This is a genomic window from Colwellia sp. M166 (genome assembly GCF_024585285.1).
Taxonomy (GTDB): domain Bacteria; phylum Pseudomonadota; class Gammaproteobacteria; order Enterobacterales; family Alteromonadaceae; genus Cognaticolwellia.
Genome location: NZ_CP040755.1, coordinates 2,429,875 through 2,455,609, shown reverse-complemented (window position 1 = coordinate 2,455,609; position 25,735 = coordinate 2,429,875). Strand labels below are relative to the sequence as shown.

Here is a 25,735-nt window from a genome sequence, read left to right as displayed (position 1 = left end):
TTATTTATTTCTTTATTGGTGTAATCTAGTTGAAGTAATAATGCTTAACATGCAGGGTTAGAAAAAACTATATTTCCTTTGTTGTTAATGCTCAAAATGGGGTTGGGATTGCGATGAGGAAATAATGCTAAACGATTCATTTTGGCATTATTTACAATAGATTGTCTAATATACCAGGCAATAAGAGCACCAAGAAGAATTATACTGAAACTATAAAGAGCCACCACAGTATGACTCTTTGCCACTTGTTGATGTGTGGCGTTTTTTGCGTTTATGACGTTCTGCTGAGTTGACATTTTTATCGCTGCTAATACTGGCGTCATCTCACGTCTGGTAGCGGATATTTCGGCTAATATTATTCTTAATTCGTCCCAGTAATCATTTTCATTATACCGGTTTCTGTTTTGTATTGTGGAGTGAAAGTTCTCGAATAGCGCGGTTATTTGTTTTTGGCTTTTAAAGAGTAATGTACTTTCATTTGCGAATGCTCCTTGTTGCGTAATAAGTAAGTACTGTGCTGCAAGGGTCTGATTGAATTCATTTTGCTTTGCTAAAAATAATGAATTATTTTGTGTGACAAAATATTCATAAATATTTCGTTCTTGAGCCATTAATATTTCAATGATTTGGCCAGTACTATTTAAAATAGGAATATAGTTGTTCACCAGTTCAAAAGTGTTTTTTTCCACTTTTGTTGACGACTTATAAACAATATAAGAAAGCGATAGCCCTAATATAAGCGCTAGACCAGAAAATAGTGTTGCTCGAAACAAATAGGGTTTTAAAAATCCATTCATTTAAAATACTTAATTTTTATTCCATAAATTATAGATAGGTTTTTTCAGTAATTTATTTCCACTTTTACTGAAAAGCTTCAATTTTATTCAGCTAATACCAAGTCTATTAAGTATTTTCTTATATATAAATTCTCTGGTTTGATTAAAGCTTAAAGTTGCATTTGTCGTGTTTACAGCTCAACACTCAAATGAAGTACCGTTAAATGATTTAAAAACTCTTGCTTTAACTACTTAACCTGAGTCTGGGGTAAGCTAAGTCCGTCAATGCGACGATTTCTGCGTGTATCAGCGTTAAATTTGCTACTAATAGCTCGCTATTAGGTACACAAATCAGCCTTGATTCACGCAAAACTTATCACATTGATAATAAACTATGCGCCAAATTTTATAAAAATTGACTAAAGTGATTGTAAACATTGTATTATACTAATTTCTTCGCACATCCATTATCCCGAACTCAGGTTACCTAGGGTGATGCTTCTTTATTTCGTTCTAGATGAGTTAATTACTCGCTGATACTGCAAGTTATACACGCTTAGCCTGTAAATATTTCACTTTGTGCTATATACCAGTAATCATATAACAAGTGCTTTTTAAATTAATATTGTTTATTATCAATAGTTTAATTTTGTTTTGTTTGTTGGCATGAATTACGCTTTAAGTTAACTGTAGTTTTATACTTAATGAACTGAGGAGAATGTTATGTTGAATTGGGCACTCACTTTTTTAGTTGTTGCTATTATTGCCGCAATCTTCGGCTTTGGTGGTATCGCTGGTGCAGCAGCAGGTATTGCGAAAATTATTTTTTTCATCTTCGTTGTATTGTTGGTTATCTCATTAATCGCCAATGCTGTTCGTGGTAAATCACCCAAAATTTAGGAAGAAATTTATGACTTTTATAAAAAAAATATCAAGCTTACTTATTATCTCTGTTGCAGTATTTGGCTTAGCCGCTTGTAGTGATGATAAAGCTGAAACGACAGGTGAAAAAGTAGATGAAATGGTGCATGATGCAGGTGAAGCTGCTGAAAATGCCGGTGATAACGTCGGCGATATGGTTGACGATGCCGGTAATGCGCTTGAAGAAGCTGGCGAAAAAGCCAGTGATATGGCAACAGATGCTGGTAATGCACTTGAAGATGCTTGTGAAAAAGCAAAAGAGAAAGTTAACGCTGAAGATAAAGATTGTTAATCGGCAGCAACTAAGTTTCAAAAGGCCTGAATAGGCCTTTTTTATTGCCTAGAAAATAGCAATGTGCCGATAAGCTCTGAGTGGGAACAAATTTAATAGACTTGGTATAATATCGTCTACGGCCTATTCATTGTTAATATGGTGTTATCAAATATTCAGCTAACAGCTACACTATATATGCCTAATAGTGAATTTAAATGATTCCTAAAATGTATTACAACATTGTAGCTAAAATTTGATTAGTGATGCTGGTGATTGTGGCGCAATGACTTTTTTATATCTAAAGCAAGGGATCGGCAATGAATAACAAACTCGCTCCACTCATTGAAAAAACGCAGTCCAGTTTTTGGTTTGTACCAAGTTTAATGATTATACTTTCTTTTTTATTGGCTGCTATAACACTCTACATCGATACTACGCATAGCCAAGCGAATAAAGGTGCTATCAGCTTCTTGTATGCAACAGATGTCAATGCTGTGCGCTCGTTGTTAGGTACAATCGCTGCGGCAATGATCACAGTAACCAGTATTGCCTTTTCCATTACTATTGTGGTTTTAACGCTGGCTTCTTCACAATTTGGCCCGCGTTTAATGCGAAATTTTATGATGGATAAAGGTACCCAGATAGTACTAGGTACCTTTATTGCTACTTTTTTATTTTGTATCGTAATATTTTGTGCGCTCAGTTTTAAGGCTCCCTATGCTTTTGAGCCTGGTATAACCATAGCGGTTGCTATTGTGATGACCTGTTTTAGTGTCTGTATATTAGTTTACTTTATTCACCATGTTGCAATGTCAATTCAGGCTGATGTAGTGATTGATGATGTTTATTGTGAATTACAGCAGAATATAGCAAAGCTTTTTCCCAGTGCGACAAATGAAAATGTTGTTAATTCAAAAGTTTCACTTGAGCAAAAAAAATGTCATTTGGCTAAGTTTGAGGTGATAGCTCCATTTAGTGGTTACCTGCAACTCATTGATAAAGATAGCTTAATTGATTTGGCGTCACAGTCACATTGTGTTATACAACTGCACTTTTCAGCAGGTGACTTTATTGTGGAAAAAACAATAATTGCCACTGTTCATAGCAGCAATAAAACAGATCTGGATATCAGCGAAAATATTATAGCGCATACAATTTATGGCTCGTGTAGAACGCCAGTTCAGGACCCTGAGTTTGCTGTACATCAACTGGTAGAAATTGCATTAAGAGCCTTATCTCCAGGCATTAATGATCCATATACCGCGATTACCTGCATAGACAAACTGTCTGCAGTACTTTGTGGTTTAACAGATAAAACTTTTCCTCAGAAAAATATTCTAGCCAATGGCGTCCTTCGTTTAGTCTGTAAAGAGCTAACGTTTACTGATATTGCGAAAGCGGCTTTTGATCAAATCAGGCAACAATGTGAAAGCAACCTTGCGGTTACCATAAAAATGCTGGACTCTTTGCAAGTACTGGCAACGCAAGTAAAGTCAGATGAGCAGCGTAGCTTCGTTTTAACTCAAACAGAGATGATTAAGCAGCAACAAGCAAAACAGTCTTTGAGTGCTCATGACCGAGGTGAACTATTACTTAGAATCGAAAAAATATCCCTCCCACAGGCTAAAAATAATTTACGCTAGCTGTACAAAATGTGCTGGCAAAGCACTGTGAAAATTTTACATAATACTTTGTAATTATCACTAAGTTGAAAAACAAAGACTATGCTATTTTTATTTTTATTGTTATTAATCAATACTATAGATTTTGGCATTATTATCGCATTAAGTAATGTGACCTAATTACAAGGAGATTAATATGAAGCATTCAATTTGTTCTTTATTCGTAGTAGCAGCATTAAGTAGTGTCTCGGTATCAGCTTTAGCTGATAACACATGGAAGGATAGTGCTAAAGACGCATGGATTGATGGTAAAGCAGAAACAACGCTATTACTGAATGGTAACCTTGATTCGTTTGATATCAATACCGATGTTAAAAATGGCAAAGTGACACTCACTGGTAAAGTTGAAAGTGATGTTGATAAAGCGCTTGCGGCAGAATTAATTGCAAACTTAGAAGGCGTTGAAAGCGTTGAAAATAAACTGACTGTGTTGAATAACGACACTATTTCAGACAAAGATATAATGCAGACGCTGAAAGATACCAAAGTCGAAACAGTAGTAAAAACGCGCTTACTTTTTGAATCTGAGGTCCGTGGCACAGACATTGAAGTAGAAGTTGACCGCGGGATAGTAACGCTCACTGGTACTGTTAAATCTAAAGAAGCTAAAGACTTGGCTGGCGCTATCGCTAAAGGTGCAACAGACGTCACTAAAGTGGTTAATGAACTGAAAATATTACCGAGTTAATTATATTAATCCCAACGCGGAATGAAAAATCGCTCAATAAGTTAATTTGAGCCAGATCAGCGCTGACCTTGCTAATAATAGCCAGTGATTAAGCTCCTCTTCTTCTAGAGGAGCTTTTTTATTGTAGCGAAAATAAAGCTCATAATAATTAGTAGTGATATGTAGTGTGCTATACGTTGTTTAAACGGACAAAAAATGTTCGTGTCTCACATATTTCAACCTGTCAATATGTGCCGATAACGTGAAGTTGTTGCTGTAAATATCTCCCAAAAAGATGTTTTCGAGTCTTTTTCATATTGGATAAGTTGCTTTTTAAGCTTGAATGCCATTTTTGTCTGTGATCTAATTAATTTAAATAGCACAATAAATAGCAGACACCCACTCAAACGGTTATTCAGTTTGATGACAGCTAAGCTTAGTCACAGCTGCTTTGATGTCAGATTAAATATTAGCTTGCTTATAACAGTAAGCTAGCGCCAGTTTTGTCTGGCGCTCAAAGGTTTTCGCTCACTAATTATTATCCCTCAGCGGCGTCTTGAATGACTTCTCCCGCACTTTCTATATCTTTTCCTGCGCCTTCTATTGTGGCGCAAGCACCTAAGGCACTACTCAGTAATAATACAGTTAGTACTGATTTTATCTTGCTATAGTATGTTTTATATTTCATTTTTTGTTCCTCTTGGTTTATGAGCTTAACTATCACGAATAATATTCGTTTTTTTTCAGTATCAGTATGGCGTAACTAGGCTTTTTTGCCTTCGACATTTTTTTCGTCCGGAGTGTTTGATTCAGTATCCTCCGTGCCTTTTTTTTGTCTTTCAATATTGGCTTTTTTCTGCCACATGGTATTAAGTTTCTCTCCACCTTTAGCGCCAAAGTCGAGAGTTCTAATTGGAAAGGGTATTAATATATTTGCTTGTTCTAGTGCGGTTTTTATTGTTGCTAGCGCGGTGTGCCTAGCTTGCATAAATCCGGTTTCACCTGGGTAATCTATCCATAACCAAACCAATAAGTTGACACTGCTGTCACCAAAGCTTTCGCCATATACGGCAGTTTCTTCTTTTTTGATAATAAAATCACAGTCATTTAATGCCTCTACAATAACCTTGGCTGCCACTTCAGGATCATCTGCATAAGAAATGCCGACTGGTATTTCGATACGCCTAATGCCATTAGTTGTGTAGTTTGTCAGGATATTTCTAAACAGAATTTTATTGGGAATTATTTTGAGTTGTCCAAAAAAAGTTTCAACGAGGGTATTACGTAAATTAATGGTTTTTACCGTACCAAAGACTTTTTCTGCTTCAATAATATCGCCGATTTGAAAGGGTTTTCTGATGCCCATCGCAATACCGGCAATGAGGTTTTCGGTCATATCTTGGAAGGCAAAGCCGATTGCTAAGCCGATAATACCGGCACCAGCCAGTAGCGAGGTTACGGTACCTTTTAAGCCAATAAAATCTAATGCGACAAACATGCCTGTCAGTAATACACATACTTTGATTATTGACGATAATAAGTCTGCTATTTGTCGAGAATCTAAAGTTTTTCGTAATACATTTTGAGTTACCTGACCAACAATTCTAGCGATGATAGCAAATACAATCGCGATCAAAATGGCTACGACGATATTAGGCAAATGTTTAACGCCAGTTTCTAACCAGAGTTGCAGTTTTTCGTTAATAAGTTGCCAAAATTTTTCTAGTTCAATCAGTTCCATTTTTGTCCTTACTTTCTGGTTATTGGCTTTTTAGTCAATTTTATGGCTCCTAGATATTGCCATTAAACTGCTTGCAAATTATTGATAGTAAAGTTGTTAAGTTGCCAAGCACTATGGTTAGCTGGCAAGAATACTTAATGATTTAGGTATAATCTCAATATGTAAGTCGTCGGCATGAAACACTTCACCGTCAATAACATATTCAATTTCATGGTCGGCAGTTATCGCAATTTTCTTTGCGCTTATATGCTCACTCTGTAAAGGGTTAACTTGCTCAGATAAACCTGAAAGCGCTAATTCAGCTAAGCTCAATACGTTATTTGTCATATCTTGTTGAGGAGGTATCCAGGTGATGTCAAGTAAACCGTCATCAATACCGGGCTCACCGCCTCCTTGTGCTAATATGGTGGTAAAAGGTGCGGCATTAGCGATGACGAGACTCGCCGTTTCAATCGTTTTTGAGGGTAAGTCATCAATGCTAACTTGTAGCGTTAACATTTTATTTCTGCTAACGGCTTGCCACAAGGCTTGCAGATAGGCAAGTTGGCCACTGACATCTTTTGCTTCTCGATTAGCGCTGGCTATCATCTTATGTTCAAACCCTAAACCCACTAGTAACAACATCAGTGCATCGTTGCATTTTGCACTATCAATTTTTTTAACTTGTCCGGCAACAATGACATCACAAGCGACACCGACGGGAATTAATTTGGTGCTAAAGCCTAACAATACATGAGCAAGTGCATTGGCTGTGCCCATAGGTAATATGGCCATCGTTATGTCAGTGCTAACTAACTCTCCAGCTACTTCGGTTACAGTACCGTCACCACCACAGGCGATAATAGTTTTAGCGCCATCGTTAATTGCTTGCTGTGTTAATGTCGCTGCTGAAATTTGTTTGGTAGTTTCTAGAATATGCAGCAAGAAATAAGGCGATAAACGCTCAATAACTTCAGCTTTATTTTCGGGCCATTTACCGCCACCAGACACTGGATTAGCAATTATCCATAATGGTGCTTGCAGTTTAAATAAGCCCTCTTGATGGAAACGTTTTAAGGCATTTAACTGTACTTTGTTTAAGTTTGCGGTGGCGCGTATGCCTTGAATTTTCGCTAATGCTTGCTCGACTGACCAAGATTGATTTTTACTCAATAAATAAGCCGCCATCACTAATACTGATCTACCACGGCCTAATGCACAATGAATAACTACGCCACGGGTATTAGAAATATGATTTTCAAGCCAATAAATTGCTTTTATCAGCTCTTCCGCCTTAGGGCTTTTATGATCTAATACCGGCAAGTTTAAGTAATCTAATTGCTCATTTTCTGCTGTCCAATCAAGGCCATCAAACTCTGCGGTCACATCCAATATTGCAGTCACTCCTGCTTTTTGCAAAGTAGGAATGTCTGAAGGAAACAGTCGACATGCTAGGAATAATTGCTGATCAATTTTTTGGATGGCAGGCACTTTGTCATATTTCCTCGCATAAAAGTTATATAGCTGTGACCCCAGTAGAAACGGAATAAAAAGCCAACGAATATAAAAAGGAATACTGCCATTGATTTTCTTTCTGAAAATCCACGGTAAATCAAAAACATAGGCTAGACTGACTAGCGTTAATGACAGCCCGATCCATGCCCAAATCACCTTGAAATATAACTCAGTACTGAGCAATAGAGAGATAAAGGCAAGGATTGCACCGACAATGTAATATTTTACAATGAACATAAAGCTGCTCCAATTTGTTATTGTTGAATAAGTTACTAGATAAATTTAAGCTGAATACCAACACCTACTCGCTCTTGGTGACGGTTATAGTCCACTAGTGAATCGCCGTAACCATTAAAGTATTGCAATAAAAAATCGTATCTTGTATTGATTGGGTAAGACAAATTAAGTTCTACACTACCTTTGTTCTCGCTAGTTTTAAGGTTATTTCTAACTAACGCCATAATATTAACTTTGCCTAACTTAGTGCCGTAACCAAACTCGGTATGACCCATAAATGTGGTGATATCAGGGTTGTCATCACCGTTGGAGTCAAAGGGATTATTTTTTTTATCTTCCTTAATGCGGTACCAAGCTTTAATGTGATAAAACGAGTCATCGTCACTGAACATGGCAGAAGCAAATACTCGATTCCAACTGCGAGAACGCAAACCACTTTGGCCATTTGACTGATGACTTAACCCTAAGCGAATTTGGTTAAACTTAAATCCCGCGAAAGAAAGTTGATTTCTCCAAGCATAAAACAATTCAGGTTCATAGTTTGTTTCTCTAAACGGTTTTGAGGCCTCACTGTTATAAACTTGCCAATAAGACACGGCGGTAAACCCCATGTAAAGCCCAGAGCTACTTAAGTATTCTTGATAAATAGGTAGCTTTACACTGATTTGATATTTGGCTTCCATATGATCAACATTTTCAGTATTTAAACCACTAGCACTAAGCGTGTTAGGGCTACTGACATAGGTGAATGGCAATATATAGTTTAGTCGATGTTGTGATAAAGCAAAGGGATTAGCTACGGCTTGATTAACCGACTCTGCACGCTCATCAAATATTGATACCGTGCTTGTTTCAATGTGTTTTTGTTGTGCGATAACATTGAAACTAACAAGAAAAATAGCGGTTGCGGTGAATAATGTTTTTTGGCAAGTTAAAATTTTTTTAAACGTTAATTTATTAGAAAAATTATTAGAGAAAAATACTACTGATTTGATCATAATTATCCTATTAATGGGTCGCTGCTAAATTACAGCGACCAGCGGTATTCGAGCGTGTGGTTTAATGGCTCATCTCAGCTTGATATTGTACGGCCAAGTCAGTTTTTTCCGTTGCGCTAAGGTTTTTGCCTGCTTGTTGGAAAAACTCTCTTTCTTCTTCAGCTAAATGATGCAGAACCTTATGCTGTAAGGACTTCATGATTTTAAGCCAAGCAGGAGAGTCCATATCTGTTTGTTCTAATTGGGCAAGAAACTCATCTATTTCGTGATGTTCAGCAATAGCATGTCGAGCTAATTCGATAGTGCTATCGAGTTGCATTAATGGCGCATAAAAATAGCGTTCTTCGGCAAGTGAATGTTGAGTTAATTGCTGCTTTAAATCGATAAAAAAATCTCGACGACTCGCAGAATCACCTGTGGTTTCCACCAGCATTTTCATCAATAAGCGTTGTTTTTCATGATCGCTACGCAGAGCGGCAAAAATATCCATGTTGGTACCTCTATTTATTGATTAACTGATTATAGTTAAGCGAGATATGTACCAAATAATCGTTCTGTTGGTATGTGATTGTTTTATTTTAGTTTATTTTAGTTTATTTGTTTTATTCTTGTTTTTGTGTGTGTAAACAGTAATGATTTTTTTGATGAGTTGGCAAAAATTACACGGTGTAGAGTAATTTTTTTATGGTGCACAAAGCGCCATATAGCTGTAAGCGGAGAGCTAAAGTTGAGCTAGTAGGTTTTGCAAAATCTCACGATTAACTGGTTTTAATATCGCTTGAGTAATTCCGGCTTGTTTTAAGGCTTGTTCAGGTACAGTTGCGCCACTAACGAGTATGAGCTCTATAGCAGGATAAGCATGCTGGATAGTACGTGCTAAATCTAGCCCGTTGGCGTCAGGTAAGTGTAAATCAAGTAATATTTTGCTCCAATTTTCTTCAGTGTTAAGTAGGGCTTGGCATTGCTGTGCGCTGGTGGCTTTTACCGCTTTGGCGCCTAGCGACTCAAGTAGCAGTACGGTAATATCAGCAGCATCATTATCGTCTTCAACGACAATAATACGTTGTTGTAGTACGGTTGCGTTGTTATTAAACATAGCATTAGCGCTGCTGCAAGTGCTTTGATTATCAAGCTTAAGGTAACTTGCTAAGCCACGATATAGCTCAGCCTTGTCAATAGGTTTAGGCACTATCAAGTTAAAGCCAATGTCTATGAGTTCTTGCTTTACACCTTTCATTGTTGCAGCAGTAATAGCGATGATCGGCTTATTAAAGCCTAATTTTCTTAACGCCTTTATCGCCCGTTTGCCGTCTAATTTAGGCATATGAATATCCATCAGCATAAGGTCGAATGGTGTTCCACGAGCACCTGCTAATTTAAACTGTTCAAGCGCTTGTAAGCCATTAGCGGCATAACTTACCGCTAAGCCAAATGATTGGCAGTTATGGCCGATAAGTAAGCGAATATCATCCATATCATCAACCACTAATACCCGTCCCTGTAACTGAGGGAGTGTTAATGCTGTGCTTGATGAATGCTGTTGGTCAAAAGCAAGTGTGGTGCGCGGTTGCGCGGTAATATCGCCGGGGTCAATGCTAAAGGTAAAATGACTACCGCTGTTAATTTCTGATGTCACTTGAATGGTGCCACCCATGTGTGCCACTAACTCAGAGCAAATTGATAACCCCAAACCGGCTCCTTGCTCTTTTCTAGAAATAATATCTTCAACTTGTTCAAATGGTTTAAAGATAGTTTCTAGCATATTTTTTGGGATGCCTTGGCCGGTGTCTGAAACGGTAAAACTGAGCATTTCTTTATTATTGACTATTGTTATGCCGATATTGGGTACAACTTTACCTTGCTCGGTAAACTTAATGCTGTTGTGAATCAAATTAATTAACACTTGCCGTAGCCGTACCGAATCAGCTTGAATGCATAGCGGCAGTGGTGTTTTTGTATGCAAGACCAGCTCAAGTGCTTTTTCAGCGGCGTGCACTTTCATTAAAGAAAAAATATCAGCAATGAAACTGTCTAGTTTTATTTTACCAACATTATATTCAAGTTTTCCGACGGCAATTTTAGATAAATCAAGCACATTGTTTAGCAGTCCGAGTAAGTGTCGACCATTATTTAAAATGATATTGAGCTCAGACTTTGCGTTTGGTGCTTTATTATCATTTAGTAATATTTCGGTATAACCGAGTATTGATGTTAATGGTGTGCGGAGTTCATGGCTTAAATGTGCGAGAAAGCGATCTTTTGATTGGTTGCGAGTTTCAGCGTTAATGCGCTCAACGCGTTCATTTTCAATTTCTTGTCGTGCTAAGGCGTATCTGATTGCACGGGCAAATCGTGAGGTGGTAATTTCGCCTTTAACAAGGTAGTCAACCGCTCCGGCCGCGAGTGCAGACTGATCTAAAGCATCGTCAGATTGTCCGGTCAGCATAATAATAGGGATAGAGCAGCCACTTTTTGAGGCTTTTTCTAATACCGTTAAGCCATTATAAGCACCCAATTGATAATCGAGCAGGCAAATATCATGCTTACCTAAACTCAGTTGCTCAAGTGCTTTTGTTGGGTTGGTTACCCAATCAATCTCAAACTGGTGTGAGTCTAGTTGTCTGAGGTAGTCGCTGGTAAGAATATAATCATCTTCGTCATCTTCAACGAGGAGTACTCGAGCGATTTTATCTGCCATATGCTTCATATCTTAGTGTTATTTATTAGGTAATTTATTCATTGGGTAGTTCAACAAACTCTATCCAATATCGACCTAGTACTTTCATTAGCTCAACCAGACCTTCAAAATTTACTGGTTTAGCAATATAAGAAGCGGCACCTAAATTGTAGCCTTTAATTTTATCTTCTTCTTGTACTGAGGTGGTGAGAATAACCACCGGTATGTTTTTTAGTTCTGGATCGGCTTTAATTTCTTTTAATGCTTCTCGGCCATCTTTTCTTGGCATATTAAGATCAAGTAATATCAAGCCAGGTCTTGGCGAATCTTTTTTATCACTGTACTTACCTTGTCTGCGCAGATATTCAAGCAATTCTACGCCGTCTTCAACGCAAAATAGTGAGTTTCGTACTCGACTTTCTTTTAAGGCATCTTGCGTCAGTATGCGATCATCTTCGTCATCATCAGCCATTAAAATAGTGATAGGTTTGGCGTTACTGTTGTGCATTTAAATTATCTCCGATTATGTTAATTAAAGCGTTATCAACAGGGATTTCTATCCTGAATAATGTGCCATGACCTAGTTCACTGCGGGCTGAAATTTTTCCGCCATGTCGTTCTACTATTCGTCGACAAATGGCTAAACCAATGCCGGTACCCTTGTATTCAGCTCTAGCATGTAATCGCTGAAAGGGCACAAAAATTTTGTCAGCAAATTCTTGTTCAAAACCAATACCGTTATCTTTCACGGTAATAATATGCCATTGCTCCATCGCGACTTCTGCTTGGCAGTATTGTATTTCGACCACAGGTTTAATATCGGGCTGACGAAACTTAATCGCGTTAGAAATTAAGTTGATAAAAAGGTGATGCATTTGGCTTGGATCGGCATTGATGATAGGTAATGCACCTAACACTATGCTTGCATTACTCTCTTTGATGCTGATCTCAAGATCTTCAATAATACTTTCAATAACTGGCTGTAATGAAACCGCTATAAAAGGTTTTCCGCGGGTTGAAATACGAGAGAACTCTAGCAAATCATTGATTAAATTTGACATTCTCTCTGCTGCGTTCCCCATTCTGTTGATGTAATCGGCGCCAGTTTTATCGAGTAATTGGCCGTAATTGCTGCGTAATCTATCACCGAAAGCACGAATTTTTCGTAGCGGTTCTTGTAAGTCGTGTGACGCGACAAAAGCAAAGTCTTCTAATTCTCGGTTACTGCGTGATAGCTCATCTGAATACAGGGTCAGCTCTTTAGTGCGCATAGCAACTTTTTCAGCTAACATCTCATTTTGCTGTTCAAGCTGTAAGCGATGTTTAGCTTCACTTCGGGCATTTAATTTAGCAAAAAATGCCAAACCTAATAGTAATAATGCACTGGTTATGCCGGAAATAATAAAAGTCGCTTTAGCTTCACGTTCAACCGCGGAAAGTACGGTAAACAATGAGTTTCTGTAGTTTATTTCCAACGTTTTTATTTGCTCAAGTTCAGCTCTTAGCTCTTTGTATAGATCTCGGCCTCTACCCGTCATTACTTGTTTTAGCGCGCTTTTTTCTTTCTCAGCTAAGGCTAATTCAACGGTTTTTGTTAATTCATTTATTTTTTGTTCAACAAGTAGGATTAATGATGCGATACGCTTTGCTTGCCCTGGCACTTCAGAACGTAGTTTCTTGGTATCATTAAGCTGTGCGCATAAACGACCTAAAGCATCTTGATAAGGCGTTAAATACTCTGTTATTTCAGTTAGTAAATAACCCCGTTGGCCGGTTTCAGCCATTAACACTAAGTTATGTAAATCATCTAATTCAACAATGATATCGCCGGTATTATATAAGCTATTTTGGGTGGAGGATAAGTCTTCAATGGTTTTTAAAGCCAATATACCATTAGTAATTATCATCAAGATAACAATAGAGGAAATTAAAACCCAGTTGAATACTGCGTTTTCAAAAAGACTTTTAATCGGCATAGTTACTCACTTTGGGTTAAAAACGATCAAGTTAATGTTTTTAGCGATTATTAAAGGTACTTATCACTTGCTTGGTAAAAACTCTGTAATATCCTGTAAGCTCTTGCTGCAATCCTGGCAAGCAATAATAATTTTATTAACCGCCTCTAAGGCTTTTTCCTTCGGCATATCGTTTTCTAGCACCATTTTTATCAGTTCCGCTTGCATGGATATTCTATTAAGAGGACCTCGGGTATCATGTACCAATTGATTGATATCATTTTCTGCTTGATTCACTATACTTCCTTCTTTAGTTTGCTGACAAACTTCGAATATAAAAATATTAAACGCTAAAGTCACCATAGGCATGCAACCTGTTGTACAGGGTTTTTGTGCTAATACCTAACATTTCAGCTGCTTGTGTTTTGTTACCGTCAACTTTATTCAGTGTTACACGAATGAGTTCTTTTTCAAGATCTTCAATCGTTTGACCGGCGGATACTGCAGAAGATGCTTTAGTTTTTGAGGCAAATGGTGAAATAAAAGTATCAGGTAATTGTATTTTTTTACCCGTAGGATCACTCATGATAAAGGCACGGTGGATGGCGTGCCTTAGCTCTCTAACATTACCGGGCCAAGCATTGTTTTTTAGAATATCTAGTTGTTCAGCAGACCATGAAAAATCAGTATTATTTTCACTGTTGAGCTGCTGTAGAAAAACCGCTGCTAGTAATGGAATATCTTCTTTTCGTTCACTCAATGGTGGAATGTTGATAGGAAAAACAGCTAAGCGGTAGTAAATATCCTCTCTAATAATATTACCTTGTGCTAATTCTGACATTTTTCTATTGGTGGCGGATACCACGCGACAATTGACCTCAATCTCGCGTGTACCCCCAACCGGAATAACACGTTTATTTTCTAATACACGTAATAAGTTAGGTTGCATATCTAGCGGCATTTCAGTAACTTCATCGAGAAAAAGTGTGCCGTTACCTGCTCGAACAAATACGCCATCTTTACGGGCGATAGCACCAGTAAACGCGCCCTTCTCATGGCCGAACAGTTCACTATTAATAAGCTCTTTTGATAAAGCGCCACAATTGGTTGCTACGATAGGATCTGTTCCGCCGGTAGAGGCATGAATGGCATTAGCGACCACTTCTTTACCAACGCCACTTTCGCCCATTAACATAACATTAGCAGATGTTTTGGCTACACGTTCAATCATCGTGTATAGCTCTTGCATGGGCTTTGATTCACCCACCAGACAACCAAAGTGTAGTGTTGGCATATTGCTATTTATTTTTTTTGTTTGCTTAGTATTTTTATTCAGTGTTGCTTCAATGTCTTCACGCTGTAATGGTTTGACAATAGAGTTAATTTTTGGACCGCACAAACCGGCAAGCATACCTTTAACTGAAGGATGGCCGGTAATTAAGGTAACATCGGGAGTTAGGTCGTTTTTAGTTAAATAATCAATCAGGTGCAAACCGCTACCGTCCGGTAACATAAAATCGAGCAACACATGATCAAATTTTTGTTGTGCTAACCATTCTTTAGCTTCTTTAAGGTTTGCCGCTACACAGACATCGTGACCAAGAAACTCTATTATTTGGCATGCAACTTCGGTAAATTCTGAGTCGTCATCAACCAAAAGTACTTGTAGCATATTATTTTCCTTTGCAAACGTCATTCATTAACGCTTTTTATAATACGGTGATAGTAACAAATAACACTGACTTACATCTATGCAATTATTTAGGCATAAAATTCATAATGATCAGACAGTGCCAGTGTGGTTAGCGTTACAACATATTTTTAATCAAGTGATTATCTTAGTTTTAAAATTGTTAATATAGTGTTAAAAATAAAACAATAATATGTCAGAATTTCTTTATCTAGAAGCAGTATTGTTAGATAATGTTGTTTTTAAAAGGAATATATTAGAATGGAATTAAGTAGAAAAAAGTCGTTTGGTTTATTTTTAGCGTTGGCGACACTAGTTTCTGGTTGTGCCACAGAAACCTATCAAAAAGTTGCTGTTACTAAAGTAGAAGCTAATAGAACAGCGTATACCGGTCTTAAATCAACGCTTGTATTAGGTGAGTTTAATAATCGCTCAAATTATATGCAAGGGCTATTCTCGTCGAATATAGATAAGCTAGGTAATCAAGGAAAAACAATCCTGAAAACTCATTTACAACAAACCAATCGCTTTAAAGTTGTTGATAGAGAAAACTTAGCAAATTTGCAAAAAGAGGCTGAGTTATTAGGAGTTAAACAAGAAATTAAAGGTGCTCGTTATGTTATCAGCGGTGGTGTTACCGAATTTGGTCGTAAAGTTATCGGTGATAAGCAGTTGTTTGGCATCTTGGGTTCAGGAAAAAGTCAAATTGCTTATGCTAAAGTTTCGTTGAATATTATTGACGTTTTAACATCTGAAATTATCTATTCGACTCAAGGCGCAGGCGAGTTCCAATTAAATGAGAGACAGGTGGTCGGTTTTGGCTCTAAAGCTGGTTATGATGCTACTTTGAATGGCAAAGTATTAGATTTTGCAATTAAAGAAAGCATTAATAATATGACCAAAGACCTAGAAAACGGCACACTTAATTTTGTTTTATAATAAGAGAAATATATGAAAAATAAAGTATTAGCTATATTTACAGCCGTTTTATTATTTTCAGGTTGTGCGTCGAATAACACTCAGTATTACTGGGGAGAGTATGAGAATTTAGTCTATAAAACACATCACACTCCGGGCGAAGTACCACCAAGTATTCAGATTGAGCAATTACAAACAGACATTGAAAAAGCACAAGCTGAAGGTAAACCAATTCCTCCTGGTGTCTATGCTCATTTAGGGTTGATGTATGCTGCAAATGGCAATAAAGAGCTGGCTTTAGCGTCATTAACTAAAGAAAAAGAACTTTTCCCCGAATCTTCAACGTTTATTGATGGTTTAATCAAACGTTCATTAACTAATAGTTAAAGAGTGAAAATGAATACAAATATCTTAAAAATCACATTAATAGCACTTCTCATATTGTCGGGCTGTGCTGCTGTTGAACCATATAATTACAGTGCTTTAAAACAAGAAGCTCCTCGTTCTATCTTAGTACTCCCTCCGATGAATAGTTCGGTTGAAGTCAATGCCCCTTATTCTTATTTGTCGACTATTTCTCAACCGTTAGCTGAGAAAGGTTATTATGTATTTCCTGTTTCAGTAATTGATACATTTTTGAAAGAGAATGGTTTACCGACACCGGCAGAAATGAACGGAATTGCTTTAGATAAAATTGATGAAATTATTGGTGCCGATGCTGTGCTTTATATTGATATCCAAGATTGGGGACAAAAATTCCAAGTTTTATCATCTGTTACTGTTGTGCAAGGCCATATAAAACTTGTTTCTGTTAAAACGGGTGAATTATTATGGGATTCAGTGATTAGTGCGCAATATAATCCTAATAATAATAGCGGTGGCGGTTTAGTTGGTGCATTAGTTGGTGCTGTTGTTTCACAAATTGCCGGGGAAATTTCTGATAATTCACCACAAGTTGCTCGATTGGCAAATGCTGCGGCACTTAATTCAGCAAAGCGTGGTTTACTTACTGGCCCATATAAAATAGAGAAAAAATAAAAGCTAATATTTAGCGGCTGTTGATCTTTCACTTTATAGCTCTGTTGCACTTGAAAAACTTGGCAATCTAGGCGTGTCATATAATATTTGGTTGCTCCAAATGCATATTAAGCACAGCTTACCGCGTCCTGCTCGCCAACAAAGATTAACGCTTTTTCAAGGCAAGCCAAGGGGCTATGGCTTATTTTCAACCTAACACCGTTAGTAGATAACGACATCGCATACTTTTCGCCTTGTTATCTCAAAAATTAGCTAATAGCAGGGACTAAAATGAAAGCTCAATAGCCGCATAGTAACTATGTCAGGCCTTTGTTTTATTTCAGGAGCTTTTTTTGTTCTGAAATTGGCAATGAAAGTTCAATCGGTATAAGCAAACAAAATTTTCGGTCATTGACAGTTTGGATAGTGGTGGGATTTAGCAAGCTCAAGGCAGGTGGATACTTGCATCAGTATTAGAATAATAGTTAGGTAAATGCAACCTAACTATTATACTTTTAATATATGCGGTAAGCATTGTACTTTGGGTGCACTTCTAGGTAATCACACCAAGTGCTAAAGTTTTTATAATTAAAGCGTTTATCGGTAGCGGTGATCCAGTTTGTAGATGATTTAGGACGCAATTGAAATTTTACTTTATGGTCATCAATAGCGACATAACAAGCTAACATTTCAAAGGTATCATTATGAATTTGTATCCGAGCGAAACCACTTTCGGATTCACTGAAGGTAAGATTAACTTTCGGTAAGGCCATGCTCATCGGGCTAATAATCGTTAAAGCCAAGCAAAAATATTGGATGATTTTCATATATTAGCATTCTATTTTGAATTTATTTAACAGTTATTGGCTATGTAAATTAAAATTATCTACAGATAATTTTAATTATACCATTGAAAGCACTGCAGGGTGTCTCCATAATTATTAGTAACAACAAAAAAGTGTCTAAAACGACAACGATTAAAGACGCAGTAAAAAGAGAAATTATTAATGGCCAACGTTACCCCGATTAAAAAAGAAACTCATCAAAGTATTAAAATTGCCGCTAAGCGCGATTTATCACATGCAGAAAAGCAACATATTGCACCGATTACTGCTTCAGAATATACACAAGCAGCAACAAGCTATCCTATTGTTATAGTTAAAGATCAAGGTACTGAGCGCTACCGCAGTGTAGTAATGCTAGGTCTAGAAGCGGGTGAAAACTTATATCATAAAAAAGAAGCTTGGAATGCGGTTTATATCCCGCAAAGTCTTTCAATTGCACCATTTTCTTTAGGCTTAGATCCTGAAAAAGAAAAAACATTAACCGCTTGTGTTGATTTAGATAACCCGTTTGTTGGTGAAGATAAAGAGCATGAGTTATTTGATGCCGAAGGTAAAGACAGCGAATTTTTTAAAGGCGTGCAAGATTCGTTAGGTCGTTTATATGATAGTGAGGTTGTGAACGAAAAGTTTATTAAAGAACTTGTCGATAATGACTTATTATTAGAGCTTGAATTAAATATAAGTTTTATTTCAGGTGAAACTAAAAAGCTTGTTGGTTTATATAATATTGATGAGAAAAAAGTCCAAGAACTCAGCGACGATAAAGTATTAGACTTCCATAAGCGTGGCTTATTTATTCCAATCCATGCCATGTTAGGCTCTGTTGGTCAAGTTAATCGTTTAGCGCAACTGCGTAATCAAAGTGAATCTCCGATTAAAGTGAATGCCATTCGCTTTGCACCAGTGGCAACTGAAACTAAAAAATAAGTAAATGTAATCTAAACACTCGAGTCTTAAAGTAAATATACTTACTTTGATTTGATGACTAAAAAGGACCTGATGGTCCTTTTTTTGTAGGTTGAATTTAACTTTATAAAGTTTTATCTTTACGAGCAGTAGACCGCATAGCTTTTTGATTGAGAAAAAATGGAACCAGTAAAAAACATTGATACTCTTTTAGCGAAATTGAAAAGCCAAGGCGCTATGACCTCAGGTACTCTAGCAAAAGCACTTAACATGACAAGTATGGGGGCAAGGCAACATTTATTGCGTTTAGAGCGAAAAAATTTAGTTAGCCATTTTCTCGAAAAAGCTAGCATCGGGCGCCCTAAACAAATGTGGCAACTCACCGGGCTAGGTCATCAACGCTTTCCCGATCGACATGCAGATTTAACCTTACAACTACTTGATTCGGTCAATAGCGTGTTTGGTGCACAAGGATTAGTACAACTTATTGCGGTTCGTGAGCAGCAAATGCTTAACAGATATCAGACTGCACTCAGTACTTGCAAGACCTTAGCGAGTAAAGTGTCGGCCTTAGCGCTTATTCGCAGTGATGAAGGTTATATTGCGAGCGTGGAAAAAATCTCCGCCCAACACTATTTATTGATAGAAAGTCATTGTCCTATTTGTGCGGCAGCAAGCCAATGCCAAAGCTTATGTCGTTCAGAATTAGCTATTTTTCAACAATGTTTGGGTGAAAAATATATCGTTCAGCGTAGTGAATATTTGCTGACGGGTGATCGGCGTTGTAGTTATAAAATTAGCGTTAATGATTGAGTACTCGCTTAAATTTATCGCATTTTAAGCACACAATGATATATGCCAATATATATCAATAAAGGCCTTAATAGTTGCGCTTTCAATGCTACTGAAACTCGCATCTTTAGATAGTTTGGGTATATACTCACGGTCTATTTTTTATCATTAATTATGAGATTATACGTGGCGATTAACCTACCTTTGACAAAACTGAGCCAATGGCAACAAGTTGCATTTTGTGCTGCATTACTTGAACGCATGTTACCTAATTATCAAATGTTTGCTGAACACGTGGAGTTTGGTAATTTTAAGGTGTTAAGAAACCAACTTGATCTTGTTTGGCAATGGTTAGATAAAGCTAACCGTTGCAAAATTAACTATGATGCGCAAATTAATAAGCTTGAAGAACAAGTACCTGATCCAGATGCGTTTGATTTTTTAGGTGTTTTTCCTGCTCTTGATAGTGCGATGGCACTAATGTCGTTATTCCAAGCAATGCAAGACCCTGAAAGTGATGGTTTCATTAATGTGAGTAAGTTATCAGAAAATAGTGTCAGTTATTATGTAGAGCTGAGCTTGGCACAAGAACTTGATGAAACTACGCCTAGTGAAGATGAAATCGAAATATCCTCAGAACAAGTTGCTGACCACCCATTGATGCAATGGGAAATTGCCACGCAGCACGAACTTTTTGACTTTTTAAGTACTGCCAGCGAAAACAAAGCCAGTTGCATAAAAGCGAAAGCTATGGTGCTTGAAGAAGGCTTATCAAATTTAGGTATAGAAATTAGCGCTTAATTTCTCGTTGTAGGATTGCTATGCCGGTTATTAACTACCAAAACATGACCATTATTCAGCGGCTATTTTTGTTACGAACTGTCGCGATTATTATTCAATTATTAACGGTTTTGATTGTTTATTTTGTCATGTCGCTGCAAATAGCCCTGTTACCTTTAATGGTGGTTATCATTGTTGAAAGCTTATTTCATATTCTCAGTATTTTGATTTTTAGGCAGCGTGATGCGGGTAATGTCGCGATTGTTTTACAATTAATAGCGGATGTGATTTTTTTAACGGTTTTATTATCACTCAGTGGCGGTGCTACTAACGCTTTTGTTTCACTGTTACTGTTACCTATCGTGATTGCTGCGGTCAGTTTACCGGCCAGTTATTTGTTGTTTATTTCGTTTTCTGCCATTGCCTCCTACAGTGCTTTGCTGCTGACTATGCCTGAACATACCATGCACCATATGGACATGAGCAACCACTTTATTGGTATGTGGGCGAACTTCTTATTATCAGTGATTGTGGTCACTTTTGTGGTTGGTGCTATGGCGCGAGTGATCACCAACCGAGAGCGAGCTATTGCCTTACAACGTGAAGACCAGCTGAAAAGTGAGCAGTTGTTAGCGTTAGGTGTAGCATCAGCACAGGTAACTCATCAAGTTGCAACACCACTTGCTAATATCCAGTTACTTTATGAAGAATTGGCAGAAGATTATCCCGAACATGAGGCGATAATCGCTATGGCCCAACCTTTGGCTGCATGTACTAATCAACTCGGCTATTTTCGCTCATTAGCAACCTCTATTAGAGAAAACAAAAAAACACAATTATCAGTTACTGAATTACTTGAGCAACTGGTTGATCAAATGCATTTTCATTTTCCTGAGCAAGCGCTTGATATTATTCAAGCTGACTCTGTGCATGGCTCTATTATCTCTGATGCTATGTTGTTGCCAGCCCTGTTAAATTTAATTCAAAATGCTATTCGTGCCAACGAAGAGAGCCAACAGCAGCACATAACCTTAACGGTTAGTCGCATTAATAACACTTTATCATTGCAATTACGGGATTTTGGCGCAGGTATTGAGGCGAATATGAGCCAAGCGCAACGTGAGGTTTTAGGTGAGCAAATGGTGGTAAGTAAGTCTGGGCTGGGTATGGCTGTTTTCTTATCTAACTCTACATTTCAACGCTTAGGTGGAAAGTTAAAACTTATTAATCATAGTGAGCAAGGTTGTATTGCGTTAGTTACCCTCCCCTTACTGCTCGATAACAAGGAAGATGAGTGATGAAAAAATTATTGATTATTGAAGATGATGTTTCCTTTGCTGCCACGTTAGCACGCCGTATGTCTAAATATGGCTTTAGCTGCCAACAAGTTCATCAAGCTGATCAGGCTCTGCACGCTTGTTTACAGCAAAAACCCGACTGTATTTTACTGGATATGAAATTAGCGGCTGATAATGGTTTAACGTTAATTAAACCGATCAGAGCAACGTTACCTAAAGTCAAAATAGTTTTACTTACTGGCTTTGCCAGTGTGGCAACAGCCGTTCAAGCTATGCGTTTAGGTGCGGATGACTACTTAGCAAAACCGGTTAATACTCAAATGCTGTTAACCGCGTTAGATACCGAACAAGCGCCGAATCACACTATTGATACAGATATTGATAGCGATACTATGTCGACAGAGCGCGTTGAATGGGAGCATATTAATCAGGTACTAAACAGTAATGACGGTAATGTTTCGGCAACTGCTCGTCAATTAGGTATGCATCGTCGAACGTTACAAAGAAAATTACAAAAAAAACCAGTATCAAAATGATACTGGTTTTATAGCCATACAACTTAGCGGTGTGTGCACTACCAAGTTATATGATTATCCAACAGCAAAATATTGGTCATGGCAGAGTGTAACCATGAAACATAGCTGTTAAAACTGGTAGTCCATAGCAAGATAAACATTTCGGCCCATCGCCGTGACTCTTTCACCAACGGCAATATCACTGCCATCAGCGCGATTAACACCGCCTAAGTGATCATTGTATTGTTTGTCTAATAAGTTGTTAGCACCTAAACGTACAACTAAGCCACTACTGACAAAGTAATCAACTTGCCAATCAACAACGGCATATCCAGCAGAAACTTGTTCATTATTTAATGCTGAAACATCATCTTGCGAAGCATATGCATGAACCGCTAAGTTACTTTGCCAATTTTTATAGTGATAAAGTAAGTTGATACGCGTGTTTAATGGTGAAATACGGTATAAATCGTCATTAATATCATCTCGTTCACCTTTAACGTAACTGACAATACCAGATAGCTTAAAGTGCTCATTAAGACGATAATGCCAATTCATATCTACACCGTAGAGAGTAGCGTCGATATTATCGAAGGTTAATGGGCTATCATCACCCATCATGCCGGCGACCATTTTCACGCGCATATCTGTCGAAGGAGTACCTTGAATATAATCATCCACTTTTTGATAGAAAAACTGTGGTGCGATGGCAAAATCACCTTGTTGATATGAAAGTCCGGCATTAATTTGATAAGCGGTTTCAACATCTAAATTAATGTTACCCACGTAAGTTTTACCATCAGCTAAACCGCCAGTTGCTTGCATTGGCATCCATAAGTAACGCTCTTGATAGCTCGGCGCTCGTTGTTTAATCGCCACGGCATAGTTTAAGGCTAATGCATTACTCCATTGATATTCACTATTTAGCGCGAGATCAAAGGTTGTATCTGAAACATCACGATCAGCGTCATTAAACTCATCACGCAGGGCTTTAATATTGGGGTTCATCATTGCCATTGAGCTTGATACTTCACCGGCATCAGCACGGTTATCTTTTAAGCGTAAACCTAAGGTATGTGAAAACTTGCCACTACTTGGTGTCCACTCTACAAAGGCACTATTACGCTGATTTTTTACTTGGTTAAAGTTAGCGATACTAAACATGGCATTTTCAGGGTTGCTAATGTCAGCGTTATGATCTGAATCGTAACCTTCAAGCCCAAATAGCCAGTTGCCTTGACTAAGTAAAAACTTATAATTGCGAGTTTTAGCATCGGTAGTATTGTAGCGATACATGCTGGTATCCATACTGACACGTTGACTGAAGCTATCCATGCCATGAACGGCATCTTGATAACCTAGTTGCCAACTTAATTGCCAGTCACTGAGTTGTAATTTACCATCAAGGCTATATCGATCAGATTCGATATAATCAATATCCATCGGTAATGCCGGTGTGCCTGAATCATCAGTTTCGGCATGGTGCCAGGTTAGACCAATTTCCCAGTCATCTTGCTGGTGACGTAAGTCTGCACCATATTGTTGTTTGTTATATTGAGTTGAAGAGATAGTATTACCATCACCATCTTGATAGTCATCGCCTTGTTGGTCGGTTAAATACAGTAAGACACCGGTATTTTCATTACTGATATTAAGATCACCAGCAAAAGTAGAGGCGTCGTTAATATCGTTATAGCTTAAGGCTAAGTCGCCCCCAAGTGTTGCGCCAGTATCCACTTCTGCTTTTTTTAAATTTACTTTAATGGCCCCGCCAAGTGTATCAATACCCGCACTTACTGGCGCAATACCTCGATAAACGGCAACTGATTTCACCATGATCGGGTTGATGTAAGTCAAAGGGGCATCCATCGCATTTGGTCCGGCACTGACGATGTGTTGACCACCAATGTTTTTCGCTACGCGTTCACCAAACATGCCGCGGTATTGTGCAATACCGGTAATAGGACCATTTTTATTGATGTTGGCACCCGGCACGGTTTTAAGCCAATCAGCGACATCAGGCATAACTAAATTACCTTCTGCCAACGCAGTATCTGACTGAGCTAATTTAGGCGCTTCAATGGTAATAACTTCAATACTACTTTTCGTTATATCTTCAGCGAAAGCAGTCGTTGCTGTCACCGATAAAACAACAGCAAGCGCTTGGGAAATTTTAGAGATCTGCATTTTTTTACATCCTGATGAATAAGCGTGAGTGGCTAACAGGACGATTTTTACTGATATATTGGTTAAAAACAAAAGGAGTTAAACAGAGTGCGACATTATGTCGCAGTTGCGTTTGATGTAGATCAAAGTTGTAGAAAAATACTAAGCCCAGCAATGATTATATTGAGCTTTTATTAATAAAATTAAACGACTAAGTTGCTCAAGCATATAGCAAGCTATGAAAAAAATGGTTTGTTATTTGCTGATTAAAATGACTAACTTTGCAGGCAAATAATTAGTTCGCGAACGACTTTCGCGGCAAAAACATCACTATTACCTGTCGGGTCTATTTTTGGAGAAAGCTCAACCACATCGCAGCCAACTAAGTTTTTATGCTGTAATATTTTGCATAAGCTGACAAATGAATGAAAATCTTCACCACCGGGCTCAGGTGTGCCTGTGCCGGGGAAAAAACTCGGGTCAAAATAATCAAGATCTAAGGTTAAATATATTGCTTGTTGATCATCAATATCAGCAACACTTTGTAAAAATTCTGCCCGTGAATGTTTTAAGCTCTTATGTTGCTGCATCCATTGATATTCAGCTTTTGTGCCTGAACGAATACCGTATTGTATCAGTTGATGTTTTGGACCAAAATGATCATGTACACGACGGATAATTGAGGCATGAGAATGATGAAAACCAAGATAGCCGTCACGTAAATCAGCATGAGCATCTAAATGAAGCAAGATAAGATCATCGTACTGTGCTAAATACGCAGTTATAGGCGCGTAAGAAATCGAATGTTCACCACCTAAGGTGATAACTTTTACTTTATCATTAACTAAGTCTACGGCAGAAAAAAGCTTGCTGAAGTCATTACTAGCACTTTGCCATTGCTGCTCTATAGCACTATGTTCATCACCAGTTTCGATGGTATCGCAAGTAAGGTTGCCTAAATCAAAAAAATTAATATCTGCTATATCGGCATCTAAATAAGGCGAGTATGATTCAATACCATCTGAAACATCGCGTAAGGCATTGGGGCCGTCTTTGGTACCTTTTCTAAAACATGCTGTGCCGTCGAATTCAAAGCCAATTAAATGTACGCTATTGCTAAATATACCGTCACTTAAGTTGGCACACTCAAAGACTGTTTCAGGTTTATTTAAAGAGATATTTATATCGAAAATTTTAGTTTGCATAAGCAAAGTACCTGTTGCGTTATTCACTGATGCTATCAAGTGAGTAATGGCTAGGGCCAAACGGAATCATTGTTTATTGCTAAAGGCTTAATAAACACGTCTGCTTGGTCACGATTAAAATAGCGCAATTATGCTTAAAAGCTCGGTAAAGTATAGCGTTTTTTGTCGATAATTTATTTGT

At 37.8% G+C, this 25,735-nt stretch carries 26 protein-coding genes; 12 read left to right on the top strand and 14 right to left on the bottom strand.

Annotation, left to right across the window (positions count from 1 at the left end; all coding sequences use genetic code 11):
• Positions 1-44: 44 nt before the first annotated feature.
• Positions 45-797, bottom strand: a complete 753-nt coding sequence (locus FGD67_RS11170; protein WP_257171274.1) for a hypothetical protein — start codon at positions 795-797, stop codon at positions 45-47.
• 702 nt (positions 798-1,499) lie between these two features.
• Between FGD67_RS11170 and FGD67_RS11165 the strand changes: the two genes are divergently transcribed.
• The 4 genes from FGD67_RS11165 to FGD67_RS11150 all read left to right on the top strand — a co-directional run bounded on the left by FGD67_RS11165 (position 1,500) and on the right by FGD67_RS11150 (position 4,341).
• A complete protein-coding gene (locus tag FGD67_RS11165) occupies positions 1,500-1,676 on the top strand; it encodes a DUF1328 family protein (RefSeq protein ID WP_257171273.1) in 177 nt (58 codons plus the stop codon).
• A 6-nt stretch (positions 1,677-1,682) separates the two neighbouring features.
• On the top strand, positions 1,683-1,757 hold the full coding sequence (locus FGD67_RS21895) for a hypothetical protein (RefSeq protein WP_373567882.1): 75 nt from the start codon (positions 1,683-1,685) through the stop codon (positions 1,755-1,757).
• A gap of 531 nt (positions 1,758-2,288) precedes the next feature.
• Positions 2,289-3,614: a DUF2254 domain-containing protein gene (locus FGD67_RS11155; protein WP_257171271.1), complete on the top strand. Its 1,326-nt coding sequence runs from the start codon at positions 2,289-2,291 to the stop codon at positions 3,612-3,614.
• A gap of 175 nt (positions 3,615-3,789) precedes the next feature.
• Entirely contained in the window at positions 3,790-4,341 is a 552-nt protein-coding gene (locus FGD67_RS11150) for a BON domain-containing protein (RefSeq protein ID WP_257171270.1), read from the top strand.
• A gap of 517 nt (positions 4,342-4,858) precedes the next feature.
• On the opposite strand, the gene FGD67_RS11145 is transcribed toward FGD67_RS11150, so the two are convergent.
• The 10 genes from FGD67_RS11145 to FGD67_RS11100 form a co-directional block, all read right to left on the bottom strand.
• Entirely contained in the window at positions 4,859-5,008 is a 150-nt protein-coding gene (locus FGD67_RS11145; protein WP_257171269.1) for an entericidin A/B family lipoprotein, read from the bottom strand.
• A 75-nt stretch (positions 5,009-5,083) separates the two neighbouring features.
• Positions 5,084-6,061: a mechanosensitive ion channel family protein gene (locus FGD67_RS11140; RefSeq protein ID WP_257171268.1), complete on the bottom strand. Its 978-nt coding sequence runs from the start codon at positions 6,059-6,061 to the stop codon at positions 5,084-5,086.
• 117 nt (positions 6,062-6,178) lie between these two features.
• Positions 6,179-7,792, bottom strand: coding sequence for a diacylglycerol kinase family protein (locus FGD67_RS11135; protein WP_257171267.1), 1,614 nt, complete (start codon positions 7,790-7,792; stop codon positions 6,179-6,181).
• A 35-nt stretch (positions 7,793-7,827) separates the two neighbouring features.
• Positions 7,828-8,790, bottom strand: coding sequence for a phospholipase A (locus FGD67_RS11130; RefSeq protein WP_257171266.1), 963 nt, complete (start codon positions 8,788-8,790; stop codon positions 7,828-7,830).
• 61 nt (positions 8,791-8,851) lie between these two features.
• On the bottom strand, positions 8,852-9,280 hold the full coding sequence (locus tag FGD67_RS11125) for a hemerythrin domain-containing protein (RefSeq protein WP_257171265.1): 429 nt from the start codon (positions 9,278-9,280) through the stop codon (positions 8,852-8,854).
• A gap of 231 nt (positions 9,281-9,511) precedes the next feature.
• The gene (locus tag FGD67_RS11120; protein WP_257171264.1) at positions 9,512-11,488 is read right to left on the bottom strand and encodes a response regulator; all 1,977 of its coding nucleotides are present in this window, start codon (positions 11,486-11,488) and stop codon (positions 9,512-9,514) included.
• Between the two features lie 34 nt (positions 11,489-11,522).
• Entirely contained in the window at positions 11,523-11,975 is a 453-nt protein-coding gene (locus tag FGD67_RS11115) for a response regulator (RefSeq protein ID WP_257171263.1), read from the bottom strand.
• Positions 11,962-13,443: an ATP-binding protein gene (locus FGD67_RS11110; protein ID WP_257171262.1), complete on the bottom strand. Its 1,482-nt coding sequence runs from the start codon at positions 13,441-13,443 to the stop codon at positions 11,962-11,964. The genes FGD67_RS11115 and FGD67_RS11110 overlap by 14 nt, the downstream gene beginning before the upstream one ends.
• 63 nt (positions 13,444-13,506) lie before the next feature.
• Positions 13,507-13,719 (bottom strand): histidine kinase, encoded by a 213-nt coding sequence (locus tag FGD67_RS11105; RefSeq protein ID WP_257171261.1) that lies wholly within the window; start codon positions 13,717-13,719, stop codon positions 13,507-13,509.
• 46 nt (positions 13,720-13,765) lie between these two features.
• Positions 13,766-15,094 (bottom strand): sigma-54 dependent transcriptional regulator, encoded by a 1,329-nt coding sequence (locus tag FGD67_RS11100; protein ID WP_257171260.1) that lies wholly within the window; start codon positions 15,092-15,094, stop codon positions 13,766-13,768.
• Positions 15,095-15,373: 279 nt separating this feature from the next.
• Between FGD67_RS11100 and FGD67_RS11095 the strand changes: the two genes are divergently transcribed.
• The 3 genes from FGD67_RS11095 to FGD67_RS11085 are packed head-to-tail and all read left to right on the top strand — an operon-like array spanning position 15,374 to position 17,068.
• Positions 15,374-16,051: a CsgG/HfaB family protein gene (locus FGD67_RS11095; protein ID WP_257171259.1), complete on the top strand. Its 678-nt coding sequence runs from the start codon at positions 15,374-15,376 to the stop codon at positions 16,049-16,051.
• Between the two features lie 12 nt (positions 16,052-16,063).
• The gene (locus FGD67_RS11090; RefSeq protein WP_257171258.1) at positions 16,064-16,417 is read left to right on the top strand and encodes a DUF4810 domain-containing protein; all 354 of its coding nucleotides are present in this window, start codon (positions 16,064-16,066) and stop codon (positions 16,415-16,417) included.
• 9 nt (positions 16,418-16,426) lie between these two features.
• Positions 16,427-17,068, top strand: a complete 642-nt coding sequence (locus FGD67_RS11085) for a DUF799 domain-containing protein (RefSeq protein WP_257171257.1) — start codon at positions 16,427-16,429, stop codon at positions 17,066-17,068.
• Between the two features lie 494 nt (positions 17,069-17,562).
• Here the strand turns inward: FGD67_RS11085 and FGD67_RS11080 are convergent, their stop codons facing one another.
• Positions 17,563-17,874 (bottom strand): hypothetical protein, encoded by a 312-nt coding sequence (locus tag FGD67_RS11080; RefSeq protein WP_257171256.1) that lies wholly within the window; start codon positions 17,872-17,874, stop codon positions 17,563-17,565.
• A gap of 180 nt (positions 17,875-18,054) precedes the next feature.
• On the opposite strand from FGD67_RS11080, the gene FGD67_RS11075 reads away from it, so the two are divergent.
• From FGD67_RS11075 to FGD67_RS11055, 5 genes are all read left to right on the top strand, one after another.
• Positions 18,055-18,819, top strand: a complete 765-nt coding sequence (locus FGD67_RS11075; protein ID WP_257171255.1) for a SapC family protein — start codon at positions 18,055-18,057, stop codon at positions 18,817-18,819.
• 159 nt (positions 18,820-18,978) lie between these two features.
• A complete protein-coding gene (locus FGD67_RS11070; RefSeq protein ID WP_257171254.1) occupies positions 18,979-19,611 on the top strand; it encodes a metalloregulator ArsR/SmtB family transcription factor in 633 nt (210 codons plus the stop codon).
• A 165-nt stretch (positions 19,612-19,776) separates the two neighbouring features.
• Positions 19,777-20,391, top strand: coding sequence for a YjaG family protein (locus FGD67_RS11065; RefSeq protein WP_257171253.1), 615 nt, complete (start codon positions 19,777-19,779; stop codon positions 20,389-20,391).
• Between the two features lie 20 nt (positions 20,392-20,411).
• On the top strand, positions 20,412-21,668 hold the full coding sequence (locus FGD67_RS11060) for a HAMP domain-containing sensor histidine kinase (protein ID WP_257171252.1): 1,257 nt from the start codon (positions 20,412-20,414) through the stop codon (positions 21,666-21,668).
• Complete coding sequence (locus FGD67_RS11055) at positions 21,668-22,204, top strand: response regulator transcription factor (RefSeq protein ID WP_257171251.1); 537 nt, start codon at positions 21,668-21,670, stop codon at positions 22,202-22,204. The genes FGD67_RS11060 and FGD67_RS11055 overlap by 1 nt, the downstream gene beginning before the upstream one ends.
• 108 nt (positions 22,205-22,312) lie before the next feature.
• On the opposite strand, the gene FGD67_RS11050 is transcribed toward FGD67_RS11055, so the two are convergent.
• Together FGD67_RS11050 and speB are read right to left on the bottom strand one after the other, a co-directional pair.
• Complete coding sequence (locus FGD67_RS11050; RefSeq protein ID WP_257171250.1) at positions 22,313-24,370, bottom strand: TonB-dependent receptor; 2,058 nt, start codon at positions 24,368-24,370, stop codon at positions 22,313-22,315.
• A gap of 254 nt (positions 24,371-24,624) precedes the next feature.
• The gene (gene speB / locus FGD67_RS11045; protein WP_257171249.1) at positions 24,625-25,554 is read right to left on the bottom strand and encodes an agmatinase; all 930 of its coding nucleotides are present in this window, start codon (positions 25,552-25,554) and stop codon (positions 24,625-24,627) included.
• Between the last annotated feature and the right edge of the window lie 181 nt (positions 25,555-25,735).

Bases quoted from the DNA above. Each gene is read 5' to 3' on its own strand.
- FGD67_RS11165 (WP_257171273.1), top strand. From the start codon at position 1,500: ATGTTGAATTGGGCACTCACTTTTTTAGTTGTTGCTATTATTGCCGCA.
- FGD67_RS11120 (WP_257171264.1), bottom strand. From the start codon at position 11,488: ATGGCAGATAAAATCGCTCGAGTACTCCTCGTTGAAGATGACGAAGAT.
- FGD67_RS11110 (WP_257171262.1), bottom strand. From the start codon at position 13,443: ATGCCGATTAAAAGTCTTTTTGAAAACGCAGTATTCAACTGGGTTTTA.
- FGD67_RS11075 (WP_257171255.1), top strand. From the start codon at position 18,055: ATGGCCAACGTTACCCCGATTAAAAAAGAAACTCATCAAAGTATTAAA.
- FGD67_RS11155 (WP_257171271.1), top strand. From the start codon at position 2,289: ATGAATAACAAACTCGCTCCACTCATTGAAAAAACGCAGTCCAGTTTT.
- FGD67_RS11095 (WP_257171259.1), top strand. From the start codon at position 15,374: ATGGAATTAAGTAGAAAAAAGTCGTTTGGTTTATTTTTAGCGTTGGCG.
- FGD67_RS11125 (WP_257171265.1), bottom strand. From the start codon at position 9,280: ATGGATATTTTTGCCGCTCTGCGTAGCGATCATGAAAAACAACGCTTA.
- speB (WP_257171249.1), bottom strand. From the start codon at position 25,554: ATGCAAACTAAAATTTTCGATATAAATATCTCTTTAAATAAACCTGAA.
- FGD67_RS11100 (WP_257171260.1), bottom strand. From the start codon at position 15,094: ATGCTACAAGTACTTTTGGTTGATGACGACTCAGAATTTACCGAAGTT.
- FGD67_RS11050 (WP_257171250.1), bottom strand. From the start codon at position 24,370: ATGCAGATCTCTAAAATTTCCCAAGCGCTTGCTGTTGTTTTATCGGTG.
- FGD67_RS11055 (WP_257171251.1), top strand. From the start codon at position 21,668: ATGAAAAAATTATTGATTATTGAAGATGATGTTTCCTTTGCTGCCACG.
- FGD67_RS11135 (WP_257171267.1), bottom strand. From the start codon at position 7,792: ATGTTCATTGTAAAATATTACATTGTCGGTGCAATCCTTGCCTTTATC.
- FGD67_RS11170 (WP_257171274.1), bottom strand. From the start codon at position 797: ATGAATGGATTTTTAAAACCCTATTTGTTTCGAGCAACACTATTTTCT.
- FGD67_RS11140 (WP_257171268.1), bottom strand. From the start codon at position 6,061: ATGGAACTGATTGAACTAGAAAAATTTTGGCAACTTATTAACGAAAAA.
- FGD67_RS11060 (WP_257171252.1), top strand. From the start codon at position 20,412: ATGCCGGTTATTAACTACCAAAACATGACCATTATTCAGCGGCTATTT.
- FGD67_RS11080 (WP_257171256.1), bottom strand. From the start codon at position 17,874: ATGAAAATCATCCAATATTTTTGCTTGGCTTTAACGATTATTAGCCCG.
- FGD67_RS11090 (WP_257171258.1), top strand. From the start codon at position 16,064: ATGAAAAATAAAGTATTAGCTATATTTACAGCCGTTTTATTATTTTCA.
- FGD67_RS11150 (WP_257171270.1), top strand. From the start codon at position 3,790: ATGAAGCATTCAATTTGTTCTTTATTCGTAGTAGCAGCATTAAGTAGT.
- FGD67_RS11130 (WP_257171266.1), bottom strand. From the start codon at position 8,790: ATGATCAAATCAGTAGTATTTTTCTCTAATAATTTTTCTAATAAATTA.
- FGD67_RS11070 (WP_257171254.1), top strand. From the start codon at position 18,979: ATGGAACCAGTAAAAAACATTGATACTCTTTTAGCGAAATTGAAAAGC.
- FGD67_RS11145 (WP_257171269.1), bottom strand. From the start codon at position 5,008: ATGAAATATAAAACATACTATAGCAAGATAAAATCAGTACTAACTGTA.
- FGD67_RS11115 (WP_257171263.1), bottom strand. From the start codon at position 11,975: ATGCACAACAGTAACGCCAAACCTATCACTATTTTAATGGCTGATGAT.
- FGD67_RS11085 (WP_257171257.1), top strand. From the start codon at position 16,427: ATGAATACAAATATCTTAAAAATCACATTAATAGCACTTCTCATATTG.